The organism is Pseudomonas sp. ESBL9 (assembly GCF_036668715.1).
Taxonomy (GTDB): Bacteria; Pseudomonadota; Gammaproteobacteria; order Pseudomonadales; family Pseudomonadaceae; genus Aquipseudomonas; species Aquipseudomonas lundensis.
In genome coordinates this window covers 62,365-75,536 of sequence record NZ_JAZEVV010000009.1, presented here as the reverse complement: position 1 = coordinate 75,536, position 13,172 = coordinate 62,365, and the positions used below count along the sequence as shown (strand labels likewise).

At 60.6% G+C, this 13,172-nt stretch carries 14 protein-coding genes; 6 read left to right on the top strand and 8 right to left on the bottom strand.

Annotated elements, in window-relative coordinates; genetic code table 11:
- Nucleotides 1–24: 24 nt before the first annotated feature.
- Complete coding sequence (locus V6F78_RS20365; protein WP_047276024.1) at nt 25–591, bottom strand: NAD(P)H nitroreductase; 567 nt, start codon at nt 589–591, stop codon at nt 25–27.
- Between the two features lie 119 nt (nt 592–710).
- On the opposite strand from V6F78_RS20365, the gene V6F78_RS20360 reads away from it, so the two are divergent.
- The 3 genes from V6F78_RS20360 (at nt 711) to V6F78_RS20350 (ending at nt 3,898) form a co-directional block, all read left to right on the top strand.
- Nucleotides 711–2,165 (top strand): TrkH family potassium uptake protein, encoded by a 1,455-nt coding sequence (locus V6F78_RS20360; RefSeq protein WP_169839136.1) that lies wholly within the window; start codon nt 711–713, stop codon nt 2,163–2,165.
- Nucleotides 2,166–2,177: 12 nt separating this feature from the next.
- Nucleotides 2,178–2,930, top strand: coding sequence for a helix-turn-helix transcriptional regulator (locus V6F78_RS20355; RefSeq protein ID WP_047294578.1), 753 nt, complete (start codon nt 2,178–2,180; stop codon nt 2,928–2,930).
- A gap of 77 nt (nt 2,931–3,007) precedes the next feature.
- Complete coding sequence (locus tag V6F78_RS20350) at nt 3,008–3,898, top strand: DMT family transporter (RefSeq protein ID WP_332728064.1); 891 nt, start codon at nt 3,008–3,010, stop codon at nt 3,896–3,898.
- Here the strand turns inward: V6F78_RS20350 and V6F78_RS20345 are convergent.
- Nucleotides 3,892–4,179, bottom strand: a complete 288-nt coding sequence (locus tag V6F78_RS20345) for a SelT/SelW/SelH family protein (protein ID WP_047294583.1) — start codon at nt 4,177–4,179, stop codon at nt 3,892–3,894. The two genes, V6F78_RS20350 and V6F78_RS20345, sit on opposite strands and share 7 nt — an antisense overlap.
- A 71-nt stretch (nt 4,180–4,250) precedes the next feature.
- Here V6F78_RS20345 and V6F78_RS20340 point away from each other — a divergent pair, with 71 nt between their 5' ends.
- Nucleotides 4,251–6,434, top strand: coding sequence for a patatin-like phospholipase family protein (locus V6F78_RS20340; protein ID WP_047276031.1), 2,184 nt, complete (start codon nt 4,251–4,253; stop codon nt 6,432–6,434).
- A 58-nt stretch (nt 6,435–6,492) separates the two neighbouring features.
- Here V6F78_RS20340 and V6F78_RS20335 read toward each other — a convergent pair whose 3' ends face one another.
- Both V6F78_RS20335 and recQ read right to left on the bottom strand, forming a co-directional pair.
- A complete protein-coding gene (locus tag V6F78_RS20335; protein ID WP_047294585.1) occupies nt 6,493–6,927 on the bottom strand; it encodes a MarR family transcriptional regulator in 435 nt (144 codons plus the stop codon).
- A 117-nt stretch (nt 6,928–7,044) separates the two neighbouring features.
- On the bottom strand, nt 7,045–9,174 hold the full coding sequence (gene recQ / locus V6F78_RS20330; protein ID WP_047294587.1) for a DNA helicase RecQ: 2,130 nt from the start codon (nt 9,172–9,174) through the stop codon (nt 7,045–7,047).
- A gap of 272 nt (nt 9,175–9,446) precedes the next feature.
- Here recQ and V6F78_RS20325 point away from each other — a divergent pair, with 272 nt between their 5' ends.
- Both V6F78_RS20325 and V6F78_RS20320 read left to right on the top strand, forming a co-directional pair.
- Nucleotides 9,447–10,034 (top strand): UPF0149 family protein, encoded by a 588-nt coding sequence (locus V6F78_RS20325; RefSeq protein ID WP_047276116.1) that lies wholly within the window; start codon nt 9,447–9,449, stop codon nt 10,032–10,034.
- 7 nt (nt 10,035–10,041) lie between these two features.
- Nucleotides 10,042–10,440 carry a YbaN family protein gene (locus V6F78_RS20320; protein WP_332728061.1) on the top strand — a complete coding sequence of 133 codons (399 nt, stop codon included), beginning with the start codon at nt 10,042–10,044 and terminating at the stop codon, nt 10,438–10,440.
- A 27-nt stretch (nt 10,441–10,467) separates the two neighbouring features.
- On the opposite strand, the gene V6F78_RS20315 is transcribed toward V6F78_RS20320, so the two are convergent.
- From V6F78_RS20315 to V6F78_RS20300, 4 genes are all read right to left on the bottom strand, one after another.
- Entirely contained in the window at nt 10,468–11,070 is a 603-nt protein-coding gene (locus V6F78_RS20315) for a tRNA-uridine aminocarboxypropyltransferase (protein WP_047294589.1), read from the bottom strand.
- 381 nt (nt 11,071–11,451) lie between these two features.
- On the bottom strand, nt 11,452–11,577 hold the full coding sequence (locus V6F78_RS20310) for a PA1414 family protein (RefSeq protein ID WP_256542973.1): 126 nt from the start codon (nt 11,575–11,577) through the stop codon (nt 11,452–11,454).
- A 206-nt stretch (nt 11,578–11,783) separates the two neighbouring features.
- Nucleotides 11,784–12,713: a DMT family transporter gene (locus V6F78_RS20305; protein ID WP_047294592.1), complete on the bottom strand. Its 930-nt coding sequence runs from the start codon at nt 12,711–12,713 to the stop codon at nt 11,784–11,786.
- 47 nt (nt 12,714–12,760) lie between these two features.
- Complete coding sequence (locus tag V6F78_RS20300) at nt 12,761–13,165, bottom strand: DUF2177 family protein (RefSeq protein ID WP_047276044.1); 405 nt, start codon at nt 13,163–13,165, stop codon at nt 12,761–12,763.
- Nucleotides 13,166–13,172 lie beyond the last annotated feature (7 nt).

Genomic DNA, 13,172 nt, shown 5'->3' with positions numbered 1-13,172 from the left:
CCCCCTCAGCGAGGGGGCTGGCGATCAGTTGGCAGCTGACCACACCTGGACATACTCGGCCGTATCGACCTTGGGCGCATCGCGCATTTCTTTGAGCGGTGTGCCGAGGTACAGGAACGCGATAATTTCTTCGCCTGCTTGCAAGCCCAACGCGGCGGTGACCAACGGGGCATGGGACAACTCGCCCGTGCGCCACACGGCGCCAATGCCTTGGGCATAGGCCGCCAGCTCAATGGCGTGCGCCGCGCAGCCAGCGGTAATCAACTGCTCGGTTTTGGGCACTTTGAAGTGATCCTGCAAGCGTGCAATCACCACCACCACCAACGGCGCGCGCAGCGGCATGGCACGTGCTTTATCCAGCGCAGCCTCGGTCACTTCGCCACCCTGGGCCTGCACGGCCTGCGCCAGAACCTCACCCAAACGGTTGCGCGCCTGGCCTTCGATGCTCAAAAACCGATAAGGGCGCAATTGCCCATGATCCGGCGCGCGCAGGGCGGCCGCAAACAGTACGTCACGTTGCTCGGCCGTGGGCGCCGGTTCAACCAGGCGCGGGGCAGAAACACGATTGAGCAAAGCGTCGAGAGCCTCCATTGGCCACCTCCTGAAGAAAATGTGCGGCTATTCTAACGGTATCTCCTCAATGTCTGGCGGTTTACATAGCCAGACCCACAGGTAGAATGGCGCCCCTCTTTCATGCCCGAGCTGACTTCATGGCGTTGCCGACTCTACGCATCATCGGTTTTGTAATCGGCATCTTCCTGATTACGTTGGCAATCAGCATGGCCGTGCCCATGCTCACCCTGGTCATTTATGACCATCTGGGCGATCTGCCGTCCTTTCTGTGGGCCAGCCTGATTACCTTCGTCGCCGGTCTTGCGCTGGTACTACCGGGCCGTCCCGAGCAAGTGCACCTGCGCCCGCGTGACATGTACCTGCTGACGGTGTCGAGTTGGGTCATCGTGTGCATCTTTGCCGCGCTGCCGTTTTTGCTCACCCAGCACATCAGTTACACCGACTCGTTCTTCGAAAGCATGTCCGGCATCACCGCCACCGGCTCCACTGTCCTGAGCGGCCTGGACACCCTGTCACCCGGCATTCTGATGTGGCGTTCCATGCTGCACTGGCTCGGCGGCATCGGGTTTATCGGCATGGCGGTGGCGATCTTGCCGTTGCTGCGCATCGGTGGCATGCGCCTGTTCCAGACCGAGTCCTCGGACCGCTCCGAAAAAGTCATGCCACGTTCCCACATGGTGGCGCGCCTGATTGTGGCGACCTACGTCGGCATTACGATCATCGGCAGCCTCGCATTCTGGTGGGCCGGGATGAGCGTGTTCGATGCAATCAACCATGCGATGTCAGCCATTTCCACCGGCGGGTTCTCGACCTCCGATCAGTCGCTGGCCAAATGGTCGCAACCGGCGGTGCACTGGGTGGCCATCGGCGTCATGATCATGGGCAGCCTGCCGTTTACGCTCTATGTCGCCACACTGCGCGGTCACCGAAAGGCATTGATCAAGGATCAGCAAGTGCAAGGCCTGCTTGGCCTGTTGGTGGTGACGTGGCTGGTGCTCAGTGCGTGGCTGTGGTGGACCACCCAGATGCCGTGGTGGGAAGCGTTCCGTCACGTGGCGCTGAACGTGACGTCAGTGGTTACGACCACCGGTTTTGCGCTGGGCGACTACAGCCTGTGGGGCAATTTCTCCCTGATGCTGTTTTTCTATCTGGGCTTTATCGGCGGCTGTTCCGGCTCGACAGCAGGCGGCATCAAGATTTTCCGCTTTCAGGTCGCGTACATCCTGCTCAAGGCCAACCTTAATCAGTTGATTCACCCGCGCGCCGTCATCAAACAGAAATACAACGGCCATCGGCTCGACGAAGAAATCGTACGCTCGATTCTGACGTTTTCGTTCTTTTTTGCCATCACCATCTGCGTCATTGCACTGGCGCTGTCGCTGCTGGGGCTGGACTGGATGACCGCCTTGACCGGCGCAGCCAGCACGGTGTCCGGCGTGGGGCCGGGGCTGGGCGAAACCATTGGCCCGTCCGGCAACTTCGCCAGCCTGCCCGATGCGGCCAAGTGGATCTTGTCGCTGGGCATGCTGCTGGGGCGACTGGAGATCATTACCGTGTTCGTGCTGTGCATCCCGGCCTTCTGGCGGCATTGATCAGAGGTCTGCATGGGGCACATTCTTTCGCTGCGCCACTACCGTGAAGACGTGATTGCTCACGTCCATGACCATGCGCAACTGGTGATCAATGTGTCCGGCGCCCTCGATTTTGAAATCGAGGGCCGCGCCAGCCTGTTGCGCCAGCAGCACGTCATGGTGATCCCTGCCGGTGCTCACCATGCGTGCGACAGCGCACACGGCAGTCGCTGCCTGGTGCTGGATGTGCCTGACGAGCAATGGCTGAAAGACACGCTGGGCAGCCACGCCGAGGCCAGCCGACGGCTGCTGGGCACCGCGGGCCAACACACCCTTGACCCGCGCCAGGAGCAATTGGTGCAGTGGCTCGCCGCCAGCCCGGTCGCGGACCCGTTGATCGCCCGGCAAGGGGCGATCCTGTTGCTCGCCAGTTTGAACACGCCCGCGCAGAGCCCCCGTGCACACCTGCCTTTTGCCAGGCTTGATGCCTACATCGACCAGCATGCGGCTTACCCGTTACAAGTGGCGGATCTGGCGCAAGTAGCAGATTTGTCGTGCGCCCGCTTGCACAGTCGCTTTATCAGCGAATGCGGACAAACACCCATGGAATATGTACGCCAGCGCCGTCTGCGCCACGCGCTGCACCTGCTGCGCCAGACCTCGCTGGCAGTGGGTGACGTGGCCAGCCGCGTCGGTTATGGCTCACAAAGCGCCTTTGCGGCTGCCATGCTGCGCGAGTTCGGCGCATCCCCCCGCGCATTGCGCCGCGAGCCTGACGACAATTGATCGCCGTTTCGCGACAGACAACGGCTCGCCCGACGCTCTAGACTGCACGCCATGCCTCATACCACTCAAGGACTGTGATGACTCCGCGTACTGCTCTGGGCGCCTTGCATATCGGCGCATTGATGTTTGGCCTGACCGGCGTATTCGGCAAACTCGCGGCGGCTTCGGCCGCTGTGATTGTGCTGGGACGCGCCGGCTTTGCAGTCATCGCCCTCGCCGGCTTTGCCGCCCTGTCCAGACGTACGCGCTGGTATTCACTGACGCTCAAAGACGCCCGCAGCCTGCTGATCAGCGGAGGGCTGCTGGCGGCACACTGGGTGAGTTTTTTCGTCGCGGTCAAAGTGGCCGGGGTTGTCATTGCCACGCTGGGCTTTGCCAGTTTTCCGGCCTTTACCGTGTTGCTCGAAGGGTTGATTTTTCGCGAGCGCATTCGCTTCAACGAAGGGGTGCTGGTGATGTTGGTCAGCGTCGGGCTGATTCTGGTCACCCCCAGTTTTGACCTGGCCAGTCAGGCCACAGAAGGCCTGCTGTGGGCCATCGCCTCCGGCCTGACGTTTTCATTGTTGTCCCTCAACAACCGCGCCAATGCCGGGCGCGTCCCCGCCGTGCAGGCGGCCATGTGGCAGAACGCTGTGGTTGCCCTGTGCCTGCTGCCGTTTGCCGCGCCGCAACTGAGCGCCGTTCGCCCGCTCGACTGGCTGTGGATCGGGCTGCTCGGCGTGCTGTGCACCGGCGTTGCCCACAGCCTGTTCGTGGCCAGCCTCGCGGTGATCAAGGCCCGCACGGCAGCAGTGGTGTTCGCGTTAGAGCCGGTGTATGGCATCACGCTGGCGTGGCTGTTGTTCCACGAAACCCCGACCCTGCGCATGTTGCTGGGCGGTGCGCTGATCATCATCGCGATTGTGGTGTCCAGCCGCCTGGCCAGCAGCCCTGCCCCGGCCAAGGTAAAACTCGACGCCGCTCACTGAACCCGGTCGTTGTGCCCCAGGTCGCGTTGCGGGTCAATCTGGTCCCGCACCCGCTGCTTGAGTACCTTGGCCTCCGGGAAGCCCCCGTCGGCTTTGCGCTCCCAGATCTGCACGCCGTCACAGGTGATGCGAAATACCCCACCCGTGCCGGGTTCCAGCGCCACACGCCCCAGATCGTCTGCAAAGGTGCTGAGCAGCTCCTGGGCCAGCCACGCGGCGCGCAGCAGCCATTGGCATTGGGTGCAATAGGTGATGACAATGTGCGGCTTGTTGACTGACATGATTTCGAAAGCTCGTGGAAAGAAAGGCGCCGCTATAATAGCCGCCTTTGTCGCTTGCCCAGAGATTCACGATGCGCCGCCTGCTCTGTTGTTTACTGCTTTGCCTGTGCCCACTGATGCTGTTTGCCGCCGAAAAAACGCAGCCGAAAATCGGGCTCGTGCTCTCGGGCGGCGCCGCACGCGGCCTGGCCCACGTCGGTGTGCTCAAGGCGCTGGAGGAGCAAGGTATCCACATTGATGCCATCGCCGGCACCAGCATGGGCGCTGTGATCGGCGGGCTCTATGCCTCGGGTTACAAGATTGAAGAGCTGGAAAAGCTCGCTCTGGGCATCGACTGGCAAGAGGCCCTGTCCGACGCACCGGCGCGCGAGGACGTGCCATTCCGGCGCAAACAGGATGACCGCGACTTTCTGGTCAAGCAAAAACTGAGTTTCCGTGACGATGGCAGCCTGGGCCTGCCGCTCGGTGTGATTCAGGGGCAAAACCTGTCATTGCTGCTTGAAAGCCTGCTGGCACATAGCAGTGATGTGCGCGATTTCGACAAGCTGCCGATCCCGTTTCGCGCCGTCGCCACTGACATCGTCAACGGCGAGAAAGTGGTATTTCGCAAAGGCCATCTTCCGCAAGTGATCCGCGCCAGCATGTCGATCCCGGCCGTGTTCGCCCCGGTCGAGATCAACGGGCAACTGCTGGTGGACGGAGGCATGGTCGACAACATCCCGGTGGATGTCGCCCGCGAAATGGGGGTTGACCTTGTGATCGTGGTCGACATCGGCACGCCATTACGCGGCCGCAAGCAACTGAACACGGTATTCGACATCCTCAATCAATCCATCACGCTGATGACCCGCAGCAACTCCGAAGTGCAACTGGCCTCCTTGACCCCGAACGACATCCTGATCCAGCCCGCGCTGGCCAGTTATGGCGTGACGGACTTTGGCCGCTCGCAGGAAATCATCGACGCCGGCTACCGCGCCACCCAGGTTCTGGCCAACCGCATGAGCGGTTTGCGCCAACCTTCCGATGCCCAGCTCAATGCGGCGCGTGCCCCTGAAGAGCGCACCCCGGTCATCACCGCCATCAAGATCGAAAACGATTCGAAAATTGGCGACTCGGTGATTCGCTACTATATCCGCCAACCTGTGGGTGAGCCGCTGGATCTGGGCCGTTTGCAACGGGACATGGGCACGCTGTACGGGCTGGATTACTTCGAACAAGTGCAGTACCGCGTGGTGCACAAGGGCAAAGAGCGAACCCTGGTCATCAGCGCGCGCGGCAAACGCAGCGGCACCGACTACCTGCGGTTGGGGCTTAACCTATCCGACGACATGCGCGGCGACAGCGCCTTCAACATCGGCGCCAGTTACCGGGTAAACGGCATCAACACCTTGGGCGCCGAATGGCTGACCCGGGTGCAGATCGGCGATCAGCAAGAGCTTTACAGCGAGTTCTACCAACCGCTGGACGCCGGCTCGCGGTACTTTGTCGCCCCCTACCTGCATGCACAGTCACAGAACGTCGAAGCCATTCTGGACAACGACCCGATCGCCGAATACCGACTGGAACGCTACGGTTTTGGCCTGAATTTAGGACGTCAAATCGGCAACAGCGGTGAGATCCGTCTGGGCGTTGGTGAAGCATGGGGTAAAGCGGACGTGAGAATTGGCGAACGCGATCTGCCGAGCACCAGCTTCAACGAAGGCTTCTATGACATTAAGTACTCATTTGACTCGCTGGATAACGTGTACTTCCCCCATGAAGGCGAAGACATTGGCCTGAGCGTGCGTCAGTTCGACCCGGCGCTGGGCTCGGACGATCGTTACCGCCAGTGGGAATTCCATCTGGACAAAGCGCTGAGCGCCGGGCCCAACACCTGGATTCTGGGTGGCCGCTACGGCCGCACGCTGGACAAGGCTGAAGTGGTGACTTCCAGCTTCCTGCTGGGCGGCGCCCGGCAACTGTCAGGGTTTCGTCAGGACGCCCTCTCGGGGCAAAACATCAGCCTGATGCGCGCCGTCTACTACCGCCGCCTGACGCCGCGCTCGTACTTGCCGTTTGATTTCCCCTTGTACGCGGGTGCCTCGCTGGAGCGCGGGCGCGCCTGGAACAACGACAATGAATTCGACAGCGGTTACATCAATGCAGCCAGCGTCTTTATCGGATTCGACACACCGCTGGGCCCGCTCAACTTCAGCTATGGCTTTAACGATGATGATCAGAAGGCGCTGTATTTGAATCTGGGGCAGACGTTCTAAGGTCTGTATTGCGGGGGCTGGCGCAGACGGTGCCGGCCCCTGCAGGGAAGGCAACTGCTCAGTTTTTTTCGAGGTTGTCGAGGATGCGCTTGTGCACCCGCATGCAGATGCGTTGTTCTTCTTCGCTAATGCCGACGAACAACTCCTGGCGCAGGGCCGAAGCAATGGCCTCAATCTGGCCGATCAACGGCCGTGCGGTTTCACTCAAAACGATTTTTTTCGCCCGCCGGTCTTCCATCACCGCATGGCGCTGCACCAGGCCTTGGGCTTCAAGACTATCAAGCAAACGCGCCAGTGTTGGCCCTTCGACGCCAACGCTTTGCGCCAATTCACGCTGAGTGGGCGCTCCTTCAAAACGGGCCAGGTGCAACAGCACCAGCCAGCGCGCCTGCGACAACCCCAGACCCGCGAGGCGCCGATCCAATTCGGCACGCCAACCGCGAGACATTTGGGCCAGTTGCATACCGAAACGGTGTTGATCGGTTAAAGGCATAAAAAACTCAATGATTAGACTGAAATAGAGTGAAACTAATTGTTAGCCAGCTAAGCATGGAGCTTGTCAATAGGCAAGACCCTGAAGTCACTGAAACGTTACCTATCGCGATTTGATTTAAATTTCAAACTCCGATTGCAAGGCAGCGCGCACGCAATACAGCACACCTTCCGGCACGCGGCCTTTGAATTGCTCAGCGATGCTGGCCACGCTCGGCAGCTCACCTTCACCGTCGAGGAACGCGTCCTGGACTTCTTCCATGAGCGCTTCTGGCAGGTCCAGCGCCTGCTCAAGCGAGAGTTCCTGACGGCCAATGGCTTCGGCCAGCATTGTGTAAACATTCTTTTCAGAACACTGCAACTGACCGGCGATCTGCATCGGCGTCATGCCTGCGCGCGCCAGACTAATCAGCTCGTGGCGAATATCGGCCACCACTTTCGGCGCTTCGGCCTGACCGCCCAGCACCTCAAGGAACGCCTCGCCGTAACGCTCCAACTTGCGCGCACCAATGCCGCTGACCTTGGCCATGTCGGACAACGAGGTGGGCTGGCTGCGCAGCATTTCCAGCAAGGTTGAGTCGGGGAAGATGACGTAAGGCGGCACGCCGTGTTCTTCGGCCAGCTTGCGGCGCAAGGCCCGCAGTGCTTCCCATTGTTCGCGCTCTTCGCCACGCACCAGCTGACTGGCCGGGCTGGCAGAACTGCTGCGCACCGTGGTTTGCGGCTTGAGTTCGCGGCGCAGTTCAAGGGTCACTTCCCCGCGCAGCAACGGCCGGCAGCTGTCGCTCAGGCGCAACCCGCCGTAGCCCTCGATATCAATGTCAGCCAGACCACGGGCCACCAGCTGTCGGAACAAGGTGCGCCACTCGCCTTCAGAGCGATCTTTGCCGACGCCGAATACGGACAAATGCTGATGGCCGAAACTGCGAACCTTTTCATTGTCGCGACCCAGCAACACGTCGATCAAATGACCGGTGCCGTAACGCTGCCCCGTGCGATAAATCGCCGACAACGCCTGCCGCGCCGGTTCGGTGGCGTCCCAGGTTTGCACGCCATCGACACAGTTGTCGCAATGCCCGCAAGGTTGCGGCATGTCTTCATCAAAATAGGCCAGCAGTGTCTGACGGCGGCAGCGGGTTTCTTCACACAGGGCGAGCATGGCATCGAGCTTGTGATGTTCAAGACGCTTGTGGCGCTCGTCGCCCTCGGAGTTTTGCAGCATTTGCTTGAGCATCACCACGTCTTGCAGGCCATAAGCCATCCATGCATCGGCCGGCAAACCGTCACGACCGGCGCGGCCGGTTTCCTGGTAATACGCCTCAAGGGACTTGGGCAAATCCAGGTGCGCGACAAAACGTACGTTGGATTTGTCGATGCCCATGCCGAACGCGATGGTCGCCACCATGATCAGCCCTTCCTCGTTCAGGAAGCGCTTCTGGTTCGCTGCACGGGTTTCGCTGGGCAATCCGGCGTGATAAGGCAGTGCCGGGAAGCCCTGATCACAGAGAAACTGAGCGACTTCATCCACTTTTTTGCGCGACAGGCAATACACAATGCCCGCATCACTGCGCCGCTCGGAGAGAAATGCCAGCAACTGCTTGCGCGGCTGCTCTTTGGGCACGATGCGGTAAAAGATGTTCGGGCGGTCAAAACTCGACAGAAACCGCTCGGCGTTTTGCAGGTGCAGGCGGGTGACGATTTCTTCACGGGTACGCTTGTCGGCGGTGGCGGTCAGGGCGATGCGCGGCACCTGGGGAAACATCTCGGCCAACTGGCCCAATTGCAGGTATTCCGGGCGGAAGTCATGGCCCCACTGGGACACGCAATGGGCTTCGTCGATGGCGAACAGCGCGATATCAAGGCTCTGCAAAAACGCCATCATGCGCGGCTGCACCAGGCGTTCGGGCGCCAGGTAGAGCATTTTCACTTCGCCACGCTTGATGCGGTTGGCCAGGTCACGCTGCTGCTCGGCGCTCAGCGTCGAGTTCAGTGAAGCGGCTGCCACACCGAGTTCTTCAAGGGTGGCAACCTGATCGTCCATCAGGGCGATCAAGGGTGACACCACCACCGCCAAACCATCACGCAACAAGGCCGGGACCTGGAAGCACAAGGATTTGCCGCCGCCGGTGGGCATCAGCACCAACGCGTCGCCGCCACTGGCCACGCGCTCAATGATGTCACCCTGACGGCCACGGAAACTGTCGTAGCCGAAGATGTCTTTGAGTACGCGTTGAGCCTGTTCGAGCATAGAAACTCCAGAAATCGCTGAAACACCCCTGCGCACGCGGGGCGTCCGGCGCGGCCTCGGGCCTGTTCAAGGGCCCGGGCACACAGCGCGGGACGCACTGCATCCAGCGCAGGGCATCACAAAACGCGGCAGTATACCCGAGCGCTCTACTGCGCAGGGCCTTGTGATTGCATGACCGATCACCGGGAAGTGATGGCAAATGCGCCCTGCGGCTGGCCTGCGGGCTCAAGAAAGCCTAGAATTCGGCATCGTATATTTTCTAGGTAGTCCTAATGTCCTTCGCTGAGCAACTAACCCGCCTGCAAGTCTTCCTCGACGCTGACGATCTGCATGACGAGGCGCTGGACTACGTGGCCACCCACGGCTTTCTGACCGCCCTCTCCATTTGCGCCGAGGAAGTCCCGGAGCGCGAGTGGATCGACGCCGTTTTCTCCGAGTCGCCGCAGTACAAAGACGATGCCCAGCGCGAAGAAATCGAAACCACACTGGTTCTGCTCAAGGCTCACATCGCCCGCCAACTGGCGTCGGACGAAGAGTTCGAGCTGCCCTGCGACCTGGACCTGGGCGATGATCCGGACGATTCCGAGCTGCGCGGCTGGTGCATCGGCTTCATGGAAGGTGTCTTCATGCGTGAAGAAGCCTGGTTTGAAACCGCTGAAGATGAAGTCAGCGAGATGCTGCTGCCGATCATGGTGGGTTCGGGCCTGTTCGACGAGCAACCGGAGTTCGAAGACATCGCCAAGGACGCTAACCTGATGGACGACATGATCGTTCAGATCCCCGAAGCGCTGACCGCCCTGTACCTGTTGTGCCAGGCCCCTGACGAAAAACCGGCGATTCTCAAGCCTCGCCATCACTGAGAGATCAGTGATTAACCCCTTACCCGGCAACCGGCCCCGGTTGCTGCGCTACACACTGTTCGCCATCGGCTGGCTGAGTGTAGCGCTGGGGGTTATCGGTATTTTCCTCCCCGTTTTACCCACCACGCCGTTTCTGCTATTGGCCGCCGCCTGTTTCGCCCGCAGCTCCCCGCGCTTTTATCAGTGGCTGGTGGATCACCCGCGACTGGGGCCGTGGATACGCGATTACCTGGACGGCAACGGCATCCCGCTCAAAGGCAAAGTCTATGCCATCGGTTTGATGTGGTTGAGCATTGGCGTGTCGTGCTACCTGGTGCCGCTGCCTTGGGCGCGCGGTTTCATGCTGCTCAGCGCCGTGCTGGTCAGCCTTTATATCCTGCGGCAAAAAACCCTCGAAAAGCCCTGACACGCCCTCGCCCTCGACCGCACCTGATTAAGTCTGCCCATGGTTACGCTGGAAGGTGTCGTGGCCCATGGCTGCAATCTGCCCCTCGATCAATGCTTCAAACGGGCGCAGCAGGGGCGTGAAAGCGTCGGGGGCTTCAAGAATGTCCAGGGTTTGCACAATGGCTTCCAGCGTGGACAGCGCCCCTGGCCCTGGCGCCTTGCGCAAGCGATACCGCGACACAGCCCCTGGCGCCAGCGTCACCCGCGGCAGTTGCGCCAACAGCGGGTTGAGGTGCAGCAGCTTGCGCGCCTTGCGCCACGTGCCGTCCGGCACCACCAGTAACCACGGCTGACTGTCCTCTGAAGACGATGGCGGTTCGATCAACTGCGCATCGTCCCCCGGAAATAACAGCCGCGCCTGATAACCCGGCGGGTTGAGCAGCACGTCCAGATCGTCAAATGTTTCACCGACCCGCAGTTCGGCGTTTTTCAGCCCCAGCGCGGCCAGGCGTGCCGTGTTGAGGGCATGGTTGACTTCGCTCGGGTGCTGCAACAGCAAGACCCGGGTGCGACTGTCCAGCTGTGGGATCAGTTCGCACAGACAGTGGGATTGGGGGCGCAAGCAACGAGGGCATTGGGCTCGGGACATGGGGCAAAAACTCTTCAGGATGGATAGCGCTGTGCATTCAGCAGATCGCGGATCGGGTGAATCGCGGGCGCCGTTACTCGGCGCTTTTTTACAGGAAACAGGCCAGCGGTTCATGCACCATCAGCCACATGAGCCTGGGTTTTATTACAGCGCGGGTGTTTTTTACAAGGAGGGCCTGCGTGCCAAGACGCCGATCAGCTACGGCCTGGTCGTTCTCGGGGAGGGTTTCGTACGGGTCAGCCTACGGCCGCCCTGCCCCCAGTATCCGACGCAAGGTAATGAATGTGTTTGGCTCAATACCAACGGCAGCGGGTGCGACAACGGAGGTCGCTCCCGTTTTTTTCAAGACAGCCAACCCCTGCGTCGAGCGCAGGCGTGTGCTTAGCGGCGGCGTTGCGGGCGGCGACGCGGTTCGTCGACAGGAATCGGCACAGGTTGCAGCGGCGGCTCAATCAGGCCCAGCGCTACGCCCACGTCATGGAGCCAGCTTTGCAGTTTGTCTTTCATAGATCCCCCTTGGGGTGACAACGGCGACCTTCAATCTTTGGTCGCTTCGTACAGATAATAGTCCTAAGTCCTACGCAATGCTTGCCCGAAGTCAATGAACTTTAGGCTAATCTCGCACCACTCTGACTCATGCAGGGGCAGCAAGTTGCACTGAAGGCATTACGCCATGTTGCAGCCACCGACTCCGCGGCCGGCGATGCCATCGGTCAATGGCCCAGCAGCGTGCGCAGACGCCGACGCAACCACTGCTCGGCACTGACGAATGTGATACCGAACAGCACCAGAATGGCACCCACGACAAAATTGAAACTCAGCGGTTCGTCGAGCACCAGCACGCCAAAGGTCACGCCAAACAGTGGGGTCATGAACGAGAACACCGCCAGGTTGGACGCCAGATAACGTTTGAGCATCCAGAACCACACCAAATAGCTGAAAAACGACACCACCAGCCCTTGAAACAGCACACTGGCCACCGCCACGGTGCTGAGGCTGACGTGGCTGATCTGGCCACTGGCTGCCGCGATCACCAACAACCCGACAAAGCCGACCATCAATTGGTAAAACAGCGTCAGGGTGACCGGCGCTTCAGACAGTCGCGAGCCCCGCACCACCACCGTCGTCGCACCCCAGGCCATGCCGGCCAAAATCCCGTAGGCATCGCCCAGCAGCATGTTGCGGTCCATGTCGGCCAACGACACGCCGCCCGCGAAAGCAAACACGATGCCGAGGAACGCGAGGAAGATCCCCAGCCACTGCAACGGGCGCAAGCGCTCACTGGGCAACAACCAGTTGACACCCAGGGCAGTAAAGATAGGGGCGGTGTAAAGGAAGACCGACATATGCGCAGCGCTGGTCAATTGCAGACCTTCGGCAATGAAGAAAAACTCCAGACCGAACAAGCTGCCGGCCAGCAAACCGGCGCGCCACGTGGAGGGCATCTGGCTCCAGCCGCCTTTGCAGCAGATCAGCACACCCACCAGCAATGCCGCAATGCCCGAGCGGGCAGCCGCCTGCATCACGGGCGCAATATCGGGAGCGGCCATTTTGATGACCACTTGCTGCACGCCCCAGATCAAACAAAGGCCCAGCATCACTTGCAAGGCAAACGAATCCGTAGGCCGCCGCGAATCACTCATATCAACACCCTGGATCCATCAACAAACGCGTCGGGCCACCACGTGCATCACGCGGCCATTTTGCGAGCAGTCCAATAACCTGAAAGTGAGGCCAGGCAGGTCAACAGCGTCCCCCAGGCCATGTCCATCAACGCCAACTGCGCCGACCAGCCATTGAGGGTGGCCCAGTTGGTCATGTCATAGGTGCCGTAGGCGATCAACCCGAAAAACGCGCCGGTGACCGCCGCCCTGCGCGCACTGCCCTGGGCCAGCGCCGGGCGCACGACAAAAAACACCACGCCCGCCACATACAACAAGTAAAACACGGCTGCCGGCCCCCAATTGGGAGATGCCAGCATCAGGGGGCCGAACAGCTCTTTATAGGTGGAGCTCATGAGCACACCCAACCAAAGGCCGTCGAGAATCAGAAAAGCCAGTAATACGCCGCTGTACGCCCAAACACTTTTCCTCATCTCGACA